Raw genomic sequence first — 16,001 nt, 5'->3', positions numbered from 1 at the left:
GAATGAGAGGTTCAGAAGCACCAGGACATGCCGGCTTCGACGAGCGACATGAAGATACCCGCGCCCTTGTCCAGCCAGGACGCGAAGGCGAGGCCGGTGGCCGCCGCAAACGCGGCCAGGCCGAGCGCGATCCCCGCCGTCTTCGCCATGGACATGGGCAGAGCCTGTTTCATCCTTCCTACATAGCGCGCCGCGAGGCCTACCAAAAGGGACATGTTGACGCCGGTCCATGCGCCAGCGCGTCGTGGGCACTTCGCTCTTGCAAGGGGAGCGCCTTCGACCCAAGTGAAGGTGGCAACCATATCCCAGGAGGTTTCCATGCGGCTTCGCCTTTCCGTCCTCGCTGCGGCTCTCGCCTTGGGCGCCACCGTTCCGGCCGTCGCCCAGCAGGTGGGGGAGGTCGGTGTCGACTGGTTCGGCAACGACATCATCGTCGAGGCGATCAAGGACCCCAAGGTCGAGGGCGTGACCTGCCACGTCTCCTATTTCGACCGGGGCGTGATCGACAGGCTGCAAAAGGGCAACTGGTTCGAGAATCCCTCCGATACGGCGATCTCGTGCCGGCAGACCGGGCCGATCACCATCAGCGACATCGATCTTGGCGAGGATGGCGAGGAGGTGTTCAAGCAGGGCATCAGCCTGATCTGGAAGGAGCAGGTGGTGAACCGCATCTACGACAAGCAGAACCAGACGCTGATCTATCTCGCCCATTCGCGCCAGGTGCAGGACGGTTCGGCCAAGATGTCGATGACGACGGTGCCGCTCTATGGCCAGGAGGTCGTGTGGACCAAGGGCAAGCCCGAGTAGCTTGCGGGCGCAACGCAGCAAGCGTAAAGCCGCGATATGGACACGCCCGCCGACCTGCGTTTCAAGGATGACGAACCGCGCATCCATCCGACCGCCGAGCTGAAGGGGTGCCGGCTCGGCCGCCACGTCGCCATAGGCGAGCGCGTGGTGCTGCGCGAAGTGACGGTCGGCGATTATTCCTATTTCGAGCGCCACGCCGAAGCGATCTACACGACGATCGGCAAATTCTGCTCGATCGCGGCGAACACCCGCATCAATGCGCTCGAACACCCGATGGAACGGCTGACGACGCACAAGGTGAGCTACCGGCCGAACGAATATTTCCGCTATCTCGGCGTCGACGGCGATTTCCGCGAGCGGCGGCGGGCGAAGCCGGTGACGGTCGGCAACGACGTCTGGATCGGCCACGGCGCGGTGATCATGCCGGGCGTGAGCATCGGCAACGGGGCGGTGATCGGCGCCAATGCGGTGGTGACGCGCGACGTCGGGCCCTTCGAGGTCGTCGCCGGCGTGCCGGCGACGCGGCTGAAGATGCGCTTTCCAGCCGAGGTCGTGGCGCGGATCGAGGCGCTCGCCTGGTGGGACTGGCCGGCCGAACGGCTGTTCGAGGCGATCCCCGACATGCAGCGCCTGCCAATCGAGGATTTCCTCGACCGCTGGAGCTAGCGGCGGCGTTCGGGCGCGGACGGGGAGGGCGGCATGGAATCAATCCGCGTCAAGCGGATCTATGAGGTACCGACGCCGGACGACGGCTTCCGGGTGCTCGTCGACCGGATATGGCCGCGCGGCATCACCAAGGCCACTGCTGCGGTCGACCTGTGGATGAAGGAGGTCGCGCCTTCGAGCGAACTGCGGCAATGGTTCGGGCACGACCCGGCCCGCTGGGAGGAGTTCCGCCGGCGCTACCACGGCGAACTGGGCGCGCGGCAGGACCTGCTCGCCGAACTCCAGGCCCACGCCGCGAAGGGACGGCTGACGCTCGTTTTTTCCGCGCACGATGCGGCGCACAACCAGGCCGTGGTGCTCAGGGAGGCCCTGGAGGGGAAGGCCTCGCCGACCCAGTGACGGAACCCATTGCCGCGTCCTCGTGTTTTGATCGTTGCACGGAGGAAGCCGCGATGTTCGAACGACCGTTCACGCGCATTGCCAACCGGGTCGCCTATGCCGCCGGGATGCCGTCGGCGTTCATGATCTGCTGCCTGGTGATCGTGGTCTGGGCGGTGACGGGGCCGATCTTCGCCTTTTCCGATACCTGGCAGCTCATCATCAACACCGGCACGACCATCATAACCTTCCTGATGGTGTTCCTGATCCAGAACACCCAGAACCGCGACGGCGTGGCGATCCAGGCCAAGCTGGACGAGCTGATACGCGTAGGCCGCGCCAGCAACGCGCTGATCGGCATCGAGCACCTGACCGAGTCGGAGGTGGAAGAGATCCGCGAGAAATGCGAGGCGGCGGCGAAGCGGCACGAGCAGGAGCGGCAGGCGGACCATGCGGCGGCCAAAACAAGGGCACACTGAGAGGCGCGGCCAGTGACACGGTCGACAGGCTGTCGACCGTGTCACGGCACGAGCCGCTTTACCTAGCTCCGGACATCCGGTTGACGCTTTGCCGTCTACGGACCAAGATCGCGACGGGTGGGCATGCCGTGACTGACTGGTTGAAGATCCTCAACGAACAGGCCGAGACGGGCGCGGAGATGGCACGCGAGGTGCCGGCCACGCTGGCAAATCCCGACATCAGCCGCGACCAGGTGAAGAAGCTGTTCGCGGCGCTCGAACAGCAGGCCGAATTCGTCGAGCGGCTGCGGCAGGTGCTCGAGTCCAACGACTTCGAGCCCGAGGTCGTGGTCGCCGCCGAGGCGCTCGAGGAGCAATATGCCGAACTTGCCGCCGCAGCAGCCGAAAGGCTGAAGGAGATGCGCGCGACCACGCGCATCGCAAGCTAGGCCCGGCGCCTGCTATTCCGGCGTTGGACGATCGGGTCCCTTCAAGGCAAAAGCGCCGGCGCATCTGGCGACGCGTCGGCGCCCGGAATTCAGGCGGGTGGCGTTCCGGGGTGGATGATCTTCCTGACCTCGGCACGGAACTCGGGCGTGTCCTTTTCGCCATGGACGGCCACGGCGTGCTGCACGGCAGCGTTGATCAGCTCTTCTTCATTGTCGGCCGCAATGGCGACCGAGCATTTCATTTCACTGGGGTATTCGCGGCAATCGATATATTGGCGCATCGTCTTCGCCTCCTTGCGACACAACATCAGCGCGCGCTAATCTTATGCTTGGGGCGCGGGTACGGCAACCTGCATGAAAGGAGATGCGGCCTGACCGAATGCATCAGGGGCGGCTGCCTGAAGCTGGGGGGGGGGGCCCGGCTTTTGGGCGGGAAAGCTGGGAGAGAGTTGACCTTGCGCGGCTCAAGGCGAGGGCGGCGGAAGAGGGTATGCCCTACCAGACGCTGATCAATTCGATCCTGCACAAATATGTGGAGGGGTAGGAAGCCCTCACACGCCCGCGACGAAACTCTCCAGCACCTTCTTCTGGCCAGCCTTGTCGAAGTCGATGGTGAGCTTGTTGCCGTCGATGGCCGAGATGTTGCCGTTGCCGAATTTCTGGTGGAAGACGCGGTCGCCGACGTTGAAGCGCGAGGGTTCGGTGGCGACCGACTTTGCCACCAGCTCGCCTTCGATGGTGCGGCCCTTGACCGAGCCGCGGCCGGCGCCGAAGCCGGAATCGGTCTCGCCATAGCCGATGCGCTCGACCGAATGGCCGGAACGCGAGCCCCAGTTGCGGTCGGTGGCTTCGGTGCGGTTCTGCTGCGCCCGCTGCCAGCCCGGCGTGGCATAGGTGTTGGAGAAGGATTTCTGGCCGACATCGTCGAAACGTGATGTGCCGTAGGGATTGCGGCCGCCACCGCCATAGCCGCCGTAGGAATTGCCGGCGTCCGCCACCTCGACATGCGCCTCGGGCAATTCGTCGAGGAAGCGCGAGGGGATGGTCGACTGCCACAGGCCGTGGATGCGGCGGTTGGAGACGAACCAGATGTGCAAATTCTTCTTGGCGCGGGTGACGCCGACATAGGCAAGGCGGCGCTCTTCTTCCAGGCCCGAGCGGCCGCCCTCGTCGAGGGCGCGCTGGTGCGGGAACAGGCCTTCCTCCCAGCCGGGCAGGAACACGGTCTCGAATTCGAGGCCCTTGGCCGAATGCAGCGTCATGATCGAGACGGCGTCGAGCTGCTCGTCCTGCTCGGCATCCATGACCAGCGCGACATGTTCGAGGAAGGAACGCAGCGACTCGTATTCCTCCATGGAGCGGATCAGCTCCTTGAGGTTTTCGAGCCGGCCCGGCGCCTCGGCCGAGCGGTCGTTCTTCCACATGTCGGTGTAGCCGCTCTCCTCGAGGATGATCTCGGCGAGTTCGGTGTGCGGGGTGTTGTCGAGCGCCTTCTGCCAGCGTTCGAAATTGGCCGCGACCTCGCGCAGCGCCGCCCGCGGCTTGGGCTTGAGCTCGTCGCTCTCGGCGAGCTGGGCGGCTGCCTGGAGCATGGGCACGCCGAGCGCGCGCGCCGTGTCATGGACCTGGCGGATAGCGGCCTCGCCGAGGCCGCGCTTGGGCACGTTGACGATGCGCTCGAAGGCGAGGTCGTCGGCGGGCTGGGCGACGACGCGGAAATAGGCCATGGCGTCGCGGACTTCCTGGCGCTCGTAGAAGCGCGGGCCGCCGATGACGCGGTAGTTGAGGCCGAGCGTGACGAAGCGGTCCTCGAACTCGCGCATCTGGAACGAGGCTCGGACGAGGATCGCCATGTCGTTGAGATTGTGCTTCTGGCGCTGCAGCTGCTCGATGGTCTCGCCGACGGCGCGGGCCTCCTCCTCGGAATCCCAGGCGGCGTGGACGTGGACCTTGGTGTCGTCGGGGTCGGCCTGCTCGGTGAACAGGGTCTTGCCGAGGCGACCCTCGTTGTGCGCGATCAGGTGGGCGGCGGCGCCCAGGATATGTGCCGTCGAGCGGTAGTTGCGCTCGAGGCGGATGACGACGGCGCCCGGGAAATCCTTGTCGAAGCGCAGGATGTTGTCGACCTCTGCGCCGCGCCAGCCATAGATCGACTGGTCGTCGTCGCCGACGCAGCAGACGTTCTTCTGCCCCGGGGCTCCCGTTTCCTGCGCCAGCAGCCGCAGCCACATGTACTGGGCGGTGTTGGTGTCCTGGTACTCGTCGACCAGGATGTACTTGAAGCGCTTGTGGTATTCCTTGAGCACGTCCGGGTAGGCGCGGAAGATGCGGATCGGATGGCACAGCAGGTCGCCGAAATCGCAGGCGTTCAGCGTCTGCAGGCGGTCCTGGTAGGCCTTGTAGAGCTCGCGGCCCTTGCCGTTGGCGAAGGAGCGTGCGTCGCCCTCGGGGATCTCGGACGGGCCGAGGCCCTTGTTCTTCCAGCCGTCGATCATCATGGCGAACTGGCGCGCCGGCCAGCGCTTGTCGTCCAGACCCTCGGCCTGGATCAACTGCTTGATGAGGCGGATGACGTCGTCGGTGTCGAGGATGGTGAAGTCGGAGCGCAGGCCGGCAAGCTCGGCATGGCGGCGCAGCATCTTGACGCCGATGGAGTGGAAGGTGCCGAGCCAGGGCATGCCTTCGACCGCTTCGTCGATGAGCAGGCCGATGCGGCTCTTCATCTCGCGCGCGGCCTTGTTGGTGAAGGTGACGGCGAGGATTTGGCTGGGATAGGCGCGCCTAGTTGTCAGGATATGGGCGATGCGGGTGGTGAGCACGCGCGTCTTGCCGGTGCCCGCGCCGGCGAGCACGAGCACGGGCCCCTCGGTGGTCTCGACCGCCTGGCGCTGCTCCGGGTTCAGGCCCTTGAGATAATCGGGCGCAGACGGTGCCTGGCGGGCGGCCATGGCGCGCGCGGCGATGCCGCCCGGTGCAGGCGCACCAGCGGACCGGGGTGGCATCCCACCGGGCTCGTCGAAGAACGGCATGTCGTCCGGAAAACCTGACATTGCCCCGAATGTAGTGATTCGGGGCGGAAAGGCCAGCCACGTCTCTGTTTTGTTCCGCTTTGTGCCCGGCTTGTCGGCGGCCGGGCCTCCGGCAGCGGGGCGGGAATGCGGGGCGATCGACCCGCTCCGCAACCGTGCCGCCAGCGCGGGGTGGGCACGCCCGACCGTGGCAATTCCGGCATCCGGATCACGCAACAGTGAGAGCAGGCAAGATTTCGCGCGCTAAATTCCTTGCCGTTACAGGCAAGACAGGGAGCGCGACATGACCGGACCTGCCATCACCCAGGCGATGATCGACGCCTATGACGAATATACCCACCTGACGCTCGACCGGCGCGGCTTCATGGAGAAGCTGACCAAGCTCACAGGGACGGCCGCGGCGGCGGCGGCGATCGCGCCGATGCTTGCGGCCAACCAGGCGCGAGCCGCAATGGTGGCCGAGGACGACTCACGGCTGAAGGGCGAGGACATCAGCTATCCGGGCGGTACGGGCGAGATGAAGGGCTATCTCGTCAGGCCCGCCGACCAGTCGGGCAAGCTGCCCGCCGTCATCGTCATCCACGAGAACCGGGGACTGAACCCGCATATCCGCGACGTGGCGCGCAGGATCGCGCTCGAAGGCTTCGTCGCGCTCGCGCCCGATTATCTGTCGCCGCTGGGCGGAACGCCCGCCGACGAGGACAAGGCACGCGAGATGTTCGGCGAACTGGATCCGGCGCAGACGGTGGCGAACGGCGTGGCGACGGTTGCCTTCCTCAAGGCGCACGAGCTTTCCAACGGCAATGTCGGCGCCGTCGGCTTCTGCTGGGGCGGCGGCACGGTCAACCTGCTTGCCATCAATGCGCCCGACCTCAAGGCCGGCGTCGCCTATTATGGCGCCCAGCCCAGGGACGAGGCCGCCGTCTCCAGGATCAAGGCGTCGCTGCTACTGCACTACGCCGGCATGGACGAGCGCATCAATGCGGGCATCGCCGCCTACAAGGCGGCGCTTGAGAAGGCCGGCAAGGATTTCCAGATCTTCGTCTACGAAGGGGCGCAGCACGCCTTCAACAACGACACGTCGGAGGCCCGCTACAACAAGGCTGCGGCGGAGCTGGCCTGGGGGCGGACGATCAGGTTCTTGAAGGAGAAGCTGGGCTAGGTCCCGTTTGCTATGGGTGGCCGATGGGATTGGCCCCCGAGCGGCCGGGCCAGGCGGCCCGGCGCGGCGAATGTTCAGACGACGCCGCGCTTGGAACGCGCCTGACGCAGGATGACGCGCCAGCGCAGCATCTCGATCGGGATCGGCCCGTTGTTGTTGGCGATCTCGAATATCTCGTTGTTGAGGTTTCGGAGCGAGCGCCAGAAATCGTAGTCGCTGATGCGCGGATCGCAGGCAAGCCTGCTGGCCGTCGCTTCGATGTCTGTGTGCATGCCTTGCCTCAAGCCGTCCGGTGCCCGCCGCCGCGACTCAACTTCGCTGCGTCGGATTCTCGGGGCGAGGCGGCGGCCGATCAACGAACCGCCGGCTGCGATACGGGTTATGAACAGGTAAGGTTAATCGCCTGTGGCTCTGGTGCCACTATGCCGGCTTGCGCCTGATGCCGATCGACCGGCCGGCGCGCTCGGGCATGGGCAGTACGGCATGGGCCGCGCGCATTGCCTCCAGGTTGGCCATGATGTCGGCCGGGATAGGGGCAACCTTCGGGCCGCTCATGTCGACATGGAGCGACAGGTTTTCCGAGGTCGCCGCCAGCCAGCCGTCGACATGATGCAGTTCCTGGTAGACGCGGAAGCGCTTCTCGTCGTGGTCGAGCAGGTGGAAGGTCGCCGTGACCTTGTCGCCGCGGTGCAGTTCCTGCACGTAGCAGATATGCACTTCCGCCGTGTAGACGGTGAGCTTCCTGTCGCGGACATAAGCAGCGCCCATGCCGAGCAGGTCGAGCGCCTGGTCGCAGCAGCGGTCGAACAGGACATTGTAATAGGCCATGTTCATGTGGCCGTTGTAGTCGATCCAGTCGTTTTCGACCTCCATGACGCGCGAGACGAACGGGGCTGGCATAGGTGATCCTCTTCGACTTTGGCCTTTGGTGGCGCTGGACAAACCGCCGGGGCTGGCAGATTAGCGGAGCATAGGGTGCCGGCAAGGCGCAAGGCTGTTCCAATCGCGGAGGAAAAGATGGCTCTGAGCGACCTGAAGGCGATGGCCCGCAACGAGGAGGGGATTGCCGCGGCGCTGGGCATCCTCAAGCAGAAGTTCGGCGAGCGTTTCCAGACCGGCCAGTCGATCCGCGAACAGCACGGCCACACCACCACCTACCTGCCCAACCAGGCGCCGGATGGCGTGGTGTTCGCCGAAAGCACCGCCGACGTGCAGGAGGTCGTGCGCGTTTGCGCAGCGCACCGCGTGCCGGTGATCGCCTTCGGCACGGGCACGTCGCTCGAAGGCCACGTGAATGCGCCCGCCGGCGGCATTTCGGTCGACACGTCGCGGATGGACAGGATCGTCTCGGTCAATGCCGACGATCTCGACTGCACGGTCGAGGCCGGCGTGACGCGCGAGGCGCTGAACAACCATCTGCGCGACACCGGCCTGTTCTTCCCGATCGATCCGGGCGCGAATGCCAGCCTCGGCGGCATGGCGGCAACGCGCGCCTCGGGCACCAATGCGGTGCGCTACGGCACGATGCGCGAGAACGTGCTGTCGCTCAGGGCGGTGATGGCCGACGGCAGCGAGGTGGTGACCTCGCACCGGGCGCGCAAGAGCTCGGCAGGCTACGACCTGACGCGGCTTCTGGTGGGGTCGGAAGGCACGCTCGGCATCATTACCGAGATCACGCTCAGACTGCAGGGCATCCCGCAGGCGATTTCGGGCGGGGTTTGCCCGTTCCCGACGGTCGAGGCGGCCTGCCAGGCAGTGATCGCGACGATCCAGATGGGCATCCCGGTGGCACGCATCGAGCTGGTCAACGCCTTGCAGATGCGGGCGATGAAGACCTATTCGAAGCTCGACTATCCCGAGAGCCCCTGCCTGTTCCTCGAATTCCACGGCTCGGATGCGGGCGTTGCCGAGCAAGCGGAGAGCTTTGGCGAGATCGCGGCCGAATATGGCGGCGGGCCGTTCCTGTGGACCAAGGTGGCCGAGGAGCGGTCGAAGCTGTGGAAGGCGCGCCACGACGCCTATTGGGCATCGCAGACGCTGCGTCCCGGCGCCCGCGCACTGTCGACCGACGCCTGCGTGCCGATCTCCAGGCTCGCCGAATGCATCGCCGAGACCGAGGCCGATATCGAGCGGCTGGGGCTGATCGCGCCGATCGTCGGGCATGTCGGCGACGGCAATTTCCATACGCTGGTGCTGATGGATCCGAACGATCCGGCCGACATCGGCCGGGCCGAGGAGTTCGTGAAGCGGCTGGCCGAGCGGGCGATCGCCATGGACGGCACCTCGACCGGCGAGCACGGCATCGGCCAGGGCAAGATGGGGCTGATGGAGCGCGAGCATGGGCATGGCGTGGCGGTGATGCGGGCGATCAAGGCCGCACTCGATCCGCTCGGCATCATGAACCCGGGCAAGATCCTGCCGGCGGCGGAATAGGCGGACGTTGACCCGGTGGCGTCGGCTTGCTAGTCCGGCGCCGTCCAACGAGGAATTTTATGCGCAGAGGCTTCATCTCCTGAAGATTGAGGCGGCCGAAGGGCCGAACGGGCGTTTGTGCCCATCTCTGAAATGCATATTCCAAGGACAAGTCCATGAAACACGCTCACGGCGCGACCATCCGCGCCCATACCGACGCCGACCGCGAGCGGCTGGCCGAGATTTGGCTCGAAGCTTCGCGCGTCGGCCATCCCTTCCTGCCCGAGGCCGACCTGCTCGGCCAACAGGCGATGGTCAGGGACATCTACCTGTCGCAAGCGGAAAACTGGGTGGCCGAGCTCGACGGCAAGCCGGTGGGCTTCATCGGCCTGATCGACGCCTTCATCGGCGGATTGTTCGTCACCCCGTCGGCCCATGGCCACGGATTGGGGAAGGCGCTGGTGCTCCATGCGGCGGGGCTCAAGGGTGACCTCGAGGTGGAGGTCTACGCCGCCAATGACACCGCCGTCGGCTTCTACCGGCGGCTGGGCTTTGCCGAGACGCTCAGGCACGACGAGGATGACGAGGGGCGGCGGCTGCAAGTGATCCGCATGCGCCGGCCGGCATGACAACCGGCCATCCGGTTGCCTGGCCGGCAGCCGGATGGCCGGAAGCGTGCCGAAAGTCTTTTTGTGGGGCATGCCAGCCGCGGCGTTGACGCGCTGCGGCCCAGCATGTCACCAAATGACCACGCTCCTCGGCTAGATGCCCGGGACGAATGAAAAGATTTGCCCCGAGGCAATGCTCGCTCGCCTGTTCGTGATCGTTGGTGGAATGTTCGTCTTGGTGCTGTTCGCAGCGCTGGTGGGGCCGTATTTCGTCGACTGGTCGGGCTACAAGGCCGATTTCGAGCGCCAGGCGAGCGTCATCCTCGGGCGCAAGGTGACCGTCGAGGGCGAGGTCACGGCGCGCATCCTGCCATTTCCGTCAGTGACCTTTTCCGACGTGATCGTGGGCGACGGCGCCGAACCGGCGATGACGGTCGAGACCTTCTCGATGGATGCCGAACTCGCCCCGCTGCTCAGCGGCGAGTTCTTCATCTTCGACATGCGGCTGGTGCGGCCGAAGGCGGTCATCGACGTTGCCGCCGATGGCACGGTCGACTGGACGATGCGGCCGTCGGCGCCATTCAACGTCAGGCAGATCGCCATCGAAAAGCTGACGGTCACCGACGGCCAGGTAACGATCCGGCACGCATCCGGCGCACGCAATCTGGTGCTGTCGGAGATCGACACGGTGGTGTCGGCGCGGGCGCTCACCGGCCCCTGGCGGATCGACGGTGGCTTGCGCGTCGATGGCGTGGCCACGCGGCTTACCGCATCGACGGGTGCGGCAGATGCCGATGGCCAGATGCGGCTACGGGTACGCGCTGCGCCGGCAGGCTATGGCTTTGCGCTGGAGAGCGACGGCAATGTCAGCGCGCCTGGCGGGCGGGTGCTCTATGCCGGCGGCTTCGACGTCACGGCGAGCGAGCCCGACGCCAGGCCGGCCGCGGAGATCCAGAAGGCGAAACCGGCAAAACCCGCCGATCCCGGCTTCAGGCTGAAGGGCAAGTTCGCCCTGGACCACGCCAGGCTCGCCGTCGAGGAATTCCGCTTCGAAACCGGGCCGCTCGACGACCCTTATACGGCGGACGGCAGTGCCGTGGTCGACCTCGGGGCGGAGCCGAAGTTTTCGATAACCGCCAAGGGCGCGCAGGTGCGCTTCGACGAGGCCGTCGGCGGCGATCAGGCGGGCGGGGCGCTTTCCGTGTCGCAGCGGCTCTCGGCGCTGGAGCAGGTGCTGGCCGGCCTGCCGAAACCCACCATTCCTGGAACGGTGGAAGTGGACCTGCCGGCGATCGTCACCGGCGACACCACCGTGCGCGACGTCAGGCTCTCGGCCGAGCCGGGCGATGGCGGCTGGAAGCTGAAGTCGGTGGCGGCGACCCTGCCGGGCCGGACCCGGCTCGAGGCCGATGGCTTCCTGCGCACCGGCGACGGCTTCGGCTTCGACGGAAACCTCCTGCTGGCGGTCGGCCAGCCCTCCGGCTTCGCGGCGTGGGTGGCCAGGGACGTCGACGAGGCGGTGCGGCGGCTGCCGGCCGCCGGCTTCAAGGCCAAGGTGGCGCTGACGCGCGAGCAGCAGAGGTTCGACAACGTCGAACTGATTCTCGGCACGGCGAAATTCAAGGGCGAGCTGGACAGCCTGCAGCCGGGCGATGCCCGCGCCTCGGTGACCATGAAGCTCGACGGCGGGGAACTCGACGTCGAGGGCCTGCGCGCCTTCGCCAGCCTGTTCGTGACCGACGCGGGCGTCAACCGCTTCGCCGACACGGACCTCGATCTCGCCGTGCGGGCCGGGCCGGTGGGCCTCGCCGGCGTCCGCGCCGACACCGTCGACACGGCGCTGCGCCTGCGCGAAGGCGTACTCGAGATCGACAGGCTGACGGTAGGCGGACTGGCGGGCGCCTCGGTGAGCGCCACAGGCAGGATCAAGGACTTTCCGGCGGCGCCCACCGGCAACCTCGACGCCTCGGTGGTGGCCGTGGACCTCGCGCCGCTGGTGCAGCTGGTTGCGGCGCAGCAGCCCGAAAACCGGCTGCTTGCGGGGCTCGCGCAACAGGTGGCGGAAACTCCGGGGCTGCTGACCGATGCGCGGATCGATGTCGTGGCGAGTGCGGTCGAGAACGGAGACGGCACGACAGGCGTGGCCTTCAGCGCGCAGGGCGAGGCGGGCGGCTCGGCGCTGCTCGCGACGCTTTCCGTGCCGGCGTACTCGGGCGACGCGGGGCTGGCGCAGGCGAAGCTCGAGCTTTCCGCCCGCAACGAGGATGCAACCTCGCTGCTGGCGCTGGCCGGCCTGCCGGTGCTGCCACTGGGATTGGTCGGCCCCGGCGAGATCGAGGTCAAGGCCGATGGTGCTGCCCGCAGCGGGCTCGACGTGAGCGCGAATTTCAAGGGAGAGGATGTCTCCGCGAGCTTTGCGGGAAGGGTGGCGCTGCGCCAGGAGGGGCCGAGCCTGAATGGCCGGGCGACCCTGAAGGCCGCCGACATCGAGCCCTGGCTGATGACCGGCGGCGTGTCGCTTCCCGGCCTGGGGACCGGCACGCGCGTGGACCTCGCGGCGGACGCCAGCTATGCCGGCGGACCGCTCGTGCTGGGCCGGCTCGACGGAATGGTCAACGAAGGGGCGGTGGTCGGCAGCATCGCCGTCGACCTTGCCGACGGTGTGCCGCAGTTTGGCGGTTCCCTGACCCTGGACGAACTCGATCTTGCCCGCCTCGCCGAGATGCTGACCGGGGCGAACGCGCTGGACGGCGGCGACCAGGGCGCTTGGCCGGCGGCGCCATTTGCGCAAAAGTCCACGGCCCCGTTCGGCGCCGATCTCGAGATCGTCGCGGCTACGCTTGCGGCCGAGCCACTGGTCACGGCCAGCGACGCGGTGCTGGCGCTGAAGCTCGACGGCCAGTCGCTGCGCGTCTCGGGCCTCAAGGCCAAGCTCTACGGCGGCAACCTCGACGGCCAGGCCGAACTGAAGAACAACGGCGGTACCGCGCTGCTCACCGCGCAGCTGAAGCTCGACGGATCGGATGTGTCGGCGATGCCCGGCCTGGCCGGCCTCGGCGGCAAGGGCGATTTCTCGGCTTCGCTGTCGGCGAGCGGCAAGTCGATCGGGGGACTGGCGGCATCGTTGTCGGGGTCCGGTACGGCGAGCGTGGACGGGATTACGCTGCAAGGCTTCAACCCCGATGCCCTGCCTGCGCTGATTGCGCGCGCCGACACGCTCGGCCGCGACGTCAACGCCGCGCGGGTGGCGGAGTTCGCGCCGAAGATCGCGGGCGAGGGCATCTTTGCAGCCGAACGCGCGGAAGTGGCATTCACGCTCGCCGGCGGCATTTTGCGCGTGCCGCCGATCACGCTGAAGAATTCGGGCGCGAGCATCACCGCCGACCTACGCGCCGATCTCGGCGGCGGCACGGTGAGCGGCAGCGGCAGCATCGCCTATGCCCCCGGCGACGAGGAGGTGGCGGGGACGGAGCCCGCGCTGCGCTTCACGATGGAGGGCAAGCCGGGGGCGACGGTTCGGCGCTTCGACAGCGAGCCGATGGCGCAGTTCCTGACCCAGCGGGCGCTGGAGAAGGAACAGGCCCGCGTCGAGGCGATGCAATCGGCGCTGCTCGAAAAGCAGCGGCTGCGGCGCGAAACGCGCTATTTCGCGGCGGTGCAGGTCGAGCGGGAGCGCATTGCCGAGGAGGCAAGGCTGGCCGAGGAGGCGCGCAAACGCGCCGAGCAGGAGGCGGCCAAGGCTCGCGCCGAGGAAGCGCGTCGCAAGGCGGAGGAAGAGGCTCGCGCCGCTGAGGCCGCGGCCCAGGCGAAGGCCGAGGCGGAAGCTCACGCGGCCGAGGCTGCGGAGCGCCGGGCTGCGGAGGAGCGGGCCCGCCAGCAGGCGCTGGAGCAGGCCCGGCAGGCCGAAGAAAAAGCCAGGATCGAGGCCGAGGACGGGGCGCGGCGCGAGGCCGAACAACAGCCCACGCCGCCCGAGATCGAGCGTGCGCCACTGCCCGAGGTCCGACCGCTCGACATGCCTGAAGCGGCGACGCCGCCCGGATCGGCCGTGCCGCAGGTGCTGCCCAAGAAGAAGCTCGAGCCGCAGACCATCGAAGAGTTTTTCAAATCGCTGGAAAGCCAGTAGCCGCCAGCGATTTGCCGGCACCTGCTACTCGCTGGGTGGGGGAGTGGCGCCGGCCGCGGCGCGCTTGGCCTGTTCGAGGACGAATAGCCTCAGCGCGGAGGACAGGTTCGCCTCGCGCGGGCGCCGGTCGTCGACTTCGGCGATCAGCGCGGCAAGGGCGATGCCGCGCGCCGCGGCGATGGCGACGAGATCGTCATGGAAGGGCTTTTCGAGCGAGTAGCTGGTGCGGTGCCCGCGGATGGTCACCGAGCGCTTTTCGACCAGGCTCACCGGTCGGGCTTTTCAGGGGCGGGGTCGCGGCGGTGGCCGTCGACGAACTTGCCGGCGCGGTCGGCCTCAAGCAGGTCCCGTTGCCTTTCGGCCTTGGTTCGTCCGTGGAGCGCGCGATTCTGCTCGGCGGTTGCCTCCCGCTCGCTGCGCGCCTTCTGCTTCCTGAATTGCCTGAGATTGACGATGTCGGCCATGGCCTCCTCGTCCGGTCGCTACTTCTTGCGGAACGCGTCGAGCGAGACCACGTCGGCGCTCTTGGCGGGCGCTGCCTCGTCCCGCGCTTCCTTGGCCTCGGAATCCGCGGCCTTCTTCTTGGAAGCGGACTTGGGCTCGGCCGGCTTGGAGATGGCGACCGGCTCGGCCGCCGGCGCCTCGTCGTCGGCGGTCTCGGTCCTGACCTCGAACTCGAGCTCGAAATTGACCGAGGGATCGTAGAAGCCGCGTACGGCGGAGAACGGAATCTCGAGCTTTTCCGGCACGTCGGAGAAGGAAAGACCGACCTCGAAGCCGGTGTCGGTGACCTTCAGGTCCCAGTACTGGAACTGGATGACGATGGTCATCTGCTCCGGATAGCGCTCGCGCAGGCGGCTCGAGATGCGCACGCCCGGCGCACCGGTCATGAAGGTGATGAAGAAATGATGGTTCCCCGGGAGGCCCGTTCGCGCGACTTCCGCCAGGACTTTGCGCATGACGCCGCGCAGTGCCTCCTGGGCGAGAATGTCGTAGCGGATCTGATCTTCGGCCATATGTCGGTGCGGGGGTCCGAGTGAATCGTCCCCTTACCTGTAATCAAGCTTGAGGCCGTCGTAAACCAGATATAGCGCCTTATTGGGGTTGCTCAGGCGGTGTTCCGATGCGCCTTGCCGAAGGCGCGGAGGAAGGTGCGCACCGCGTTGGTCGCGGCCTGGCGCAACTGCTCTTCCGAAAGTGTGTCGCCGAAGATCATCGCCATCTGCAGGTCGGCATTGACGAGGGCCAGGAACTGGCGCGCGGCGACGTCCGGATCGTCGATTTCCAGCCAGCCGGCATGCGCAAGCCGCGCAAAGCGCGCAGCAAGTGCTGCCCAGGTCTTGGCCGGGCCGTGTTCGCGCCAGCCGGCGAAGAGTTCGGGATAGCGAGAGCCCTCGGCCTGCAGCAGCTTGCGCAGGAACTTTCCGTCGCGATTGCACATGCAGTTCTGGTTGAGCCGCACGGCGAAGGCGACCAGTTCCGCCTCCAGGTCGACCGGCCTGTCGGGGAAGGTGGCGAGCGTTTCGAAGACACCGGCACTCATGCGCTCGGTGATCTCGCGGACGACGGCGACGAGCAGATTCTCCTTGTCGCCATGGTGATTGTAGACGGTCTGGCGCGACACGCCCGCCTCGGCGGCGATCAGGTCTATGTTGGCGCCGGCGAACCCTTCGCGACAGAAGACCGACGCGGCGGCGTCGATGATCGAATGCCGCTTGGTGCTGTGGCTGCGGTGGACGGAAATGTCAGGGGCGTTGGCAGGTGTCATGGAAATTTTATATACGCCTGATTGACGATTTGGACAAGTATGTCTAAAAATATGTACTCAATCTGGTGTTCCGGTTCGGGAGGAGTCGGAATCGCGGGTTGTCGAACGTCATTGGATTGCGCGTCGCGGCATCCGCGA

18 protein-coding genes are annotated in these 16,001 nt (G+C 66.8%); 9 read left to right on the top strand and 9 right to left on the bottom strand.

What is annotated here, in order from left to right; translation table 11 throughout:
• Positions 1-11: 11 nt before the first annotated feature.
• Positions 12-155 carry a hypothetical protein gene (locus tag J2X50_RS02465; RefSeq protein ID WP_429091144.1) on the bottom strand — a complete coding sequence of 48 codons (144 nt, stop codon included), beginning with the start codon at positions 153-155 and terminating at the stop codon, positions 12-14.
• 163 nt (positions 156-318) lie between these two features.
• Between J2X50_RS02465 and J2X50_RS02460 the strand changes: the two genes are divergently transcribed.
• The 5 genes from J2X50_RS02460 to J2X50_RS02440 all read left to right on the top strand — a co-directional run bounded on the left by J2X50_RS02460 (position 319) and on the right by J2X50_RS02440 (position 2,758).
• On the top strand, positions 319-807 hold the full coding sequence (locus tag J2X50_RS02460; RefSeq protein WP_429091143.1) for a CreA family protein: 489 nt from the start codon (positions 319-321) through the stop codon (positions 805-807).
• Positions 808-843: 36 nt separating this feature from the next.
• Positions 844-1,473, top strand: coding sequence for a DapH/DapD/GlmU-related protein (locus J2X50_RS02455; protein WP_429091142.1), 630 nt, complete (start codon positions 844-846; stop codon positions 1,471-1,473).
• Between the two features lie 33 nt (positions 1,474-1,506).
• A complete protein-coding gene (locus J2X50_RS02450) occupies positions 1,507-1,872 on the top strand; it encodes a DUF488 domain-containing protein (protein ID WP_429091140.1) in 366 nt (121 codons plus the stop codon).
• Positions 1,873-1,925: 53 nt separating this feature from the next.
• Positions 1,926-2,330, top strand: coding sequence for a low affinity iron permease family protein (locus J2X50_RS02445; protein ID WP_429091138.1), 405 nt, complete (start codon positions 1,926-1,928; stop codon positions 2,328-2,330).
• Between the two features lie 128 nt (positions 2,331-2,458).
• Entirely contained in the window at positions 2,459-2,758 is a 300-nt protein-coding gene (locus J2X50_RS02440; RefSeq protein WP_429091136.1) for a hypothetical protein, read from the top strand.
• A gap of 89 nt (positions 2,759-2,847) precedes the next feature.
• Here the strand turns inward: J2X50_RS02440 and J2X50_RS02435 are convergent, their stop codons facing one another.
• Both J2X50_RS02435 and J2X50_RS02430 read right to left on the bottom strand, forming a co-directional pair.
• Complete coding sequence (locus J2X50_RS02435) at positions 2,848-3,039, bottom strand: DUF1059 domain-containing protein (protein ID WP_347965048.1); 192 nt, start codon at positions 3,037-3,039, stop codon at positions 2,848-2,850.
• 270 nt (positions 3,040-3,309) lie between these two features.
• A complete protein-coding gene (locus tag J2X50_RS02430; RefSeq protein WP_429091134.1) occupies positions 3,310-5,808 on the bottom strand; it encodes an ATP-dependent helicase in 2,499 nt (832 codons plus the stop codon).
• 262 nt (positions 5,809-6,070) lie between these two features.
• On the opposite strand from J2X50_RS02430, the gene J2X50_RS02425 reads away from it, so the two are divergent.
• On the top strand, positions 6,071-6,949 hold the full coding sequence (locus J2X50_RS02425; RefSeq protein WP_429091133.1) for a dienelactone hydrolase family protein: 879 nt from the start codon (positions 6,071-6,073) through the stop codon (positions 6,947-6,949).
• Between the two features lie 74 nt (positions 6,950-7,023).
• On the opposite strand, the gene J2X50_RS02420 is transcribed toward J2X50_RS02425, so the two are convergent.
• Complete coding sequence (locus J2X50_RS02420) at positions 7,024-7,221, bottom strand: hypothetical protein (protein ID WP_429091131.1); 198 nt, start codon at positions 7,219-7,221, stop codon at positions 7,024-7,026.
• Positions 7,222-7,369: 148 nt separating this feature from the next.
• The gene (locus J2X50_RS02415) at positions 7,370-7,849 is read right to left on the bottom strand and encodes a thioesterase family protein (RefSeq protein WP_429091129.1); all 480 of its coding nucleotides are present in this window, start codon (positions 7,847-7,849) and stop codon (positions 7,370-7,372) included.
• A 117-nt stretch (positions 7,850-7,966) separates the two neighbouring features.
• Between J2X50_RS02415 and J2X50_RS02410 the strand changes: the two genes are divergently transcribed.
• From J2X50_RS02410 to J2X50_RS02400, 3 genes are all read left to right on the top strand, one after another.
• Positions 7,967-9,382, top strand: coding sequence for an FAD-binding oxidoreductase (locus tag J2X50_RS02410; RefSeq protein WP_429091127.1), 1,416 nt, complete (start codon positions 7,967-7,969; stop codon positions 9,380-9,382).
• 155 nt (positions 9,383-9,537) lie between these two features.
• Entirely contained in the window at positions 9,538-9,990 is a 453-nt protein-coding gene (locus J2X50_RS02405; RefSeq protein ID WP_429091125.1) for a GNAT family N-acetyltransferase, read from the top strand.
• A 172-nt stretch (positions 9,991-10,162) separates the two neighbouring features.
• A complete protein-coding gene (locus J2X50_RS02400) occupies positions 10,163-14,095 on the top strand; it encodes an AsmA family protein (protein ID WP_429091124.1) in 3,933 nt (1,310 codons plus the stop codon).
• Positions 14,096-14,119: 24 nt separating this feature from the next.
• On the opposite strand, the gene J2X50_RS02395 is transcribed toward J2X50_RS02400, so the two are convergent.
• From J2X50_RS02395 to J2X50_RS02380, 4 genes are all read right to left on the bottom strand, one after another.
• Positions 14,120-14,365, bottom strand: a complete 246-nt coding sequence (locus tag J2X50_RS02395) for a ribbon-helix-helix domain-containing protein (RefSeq protein ID WP_429091123.1) — start codon at positions 14,363-14,365, stop codon at positions 14,120-14,122.
• Complete coding sequence (locus J2X50_RS02390; protein ID WP_429091121.1) at positions 14,362-14,559, bottom strand: DUF4169 family protein; 198 nt, start codon at positions 14,557-14,559, stop codon at positions 14,362-14,364. The genes J2X50_RS02395 and J2X50_RS02390 overlap by 4 nt, the downstream gene beginning before the upstream one ends.
• A gap of 18 nt (positions 14,560-14,577) precedes the next feature.
• Entirely contained in the window at positions 14,578-15,111 is a 534-nt protein-coding gene (locus tag J2X50_RS02385; RefSeq protein WP_429091120.1) for an SspB family protein, read from the bottom strand.
• Between the two features lie 92 nt (positions 15,112-15,203).
• Positions 15,204-15,863 carry a TetR/AcrR family transcriptional regulator C-terminal domain-containing protein gene (locus tag J2X50_RS02380; protein ID WP_429091119.1) on the bottom strand — a complete coding sequence of 220 codons (660 nt, stop codon included), beginning with the start codon at positions 15,861-15,863 and terminating at the stop codon, positions 15,204-15,206.
• Between the last annotated feature and the right edge of the window lie 138 nt (positions 15,864-16,001).

This window comes from Aminobacter sp. BE322 (assembly GCF_050433525.1).
Lineage (GTDB): Bacteria > Pseudomonadota > Alphaproteobacteria > Rhizobiales > Rhizobiaceae > Aminobacter.
Note: the sequence above shows the minus strand (reverse complement) of the source record. Positions and strands in the feature narration are given on the sequence as shown.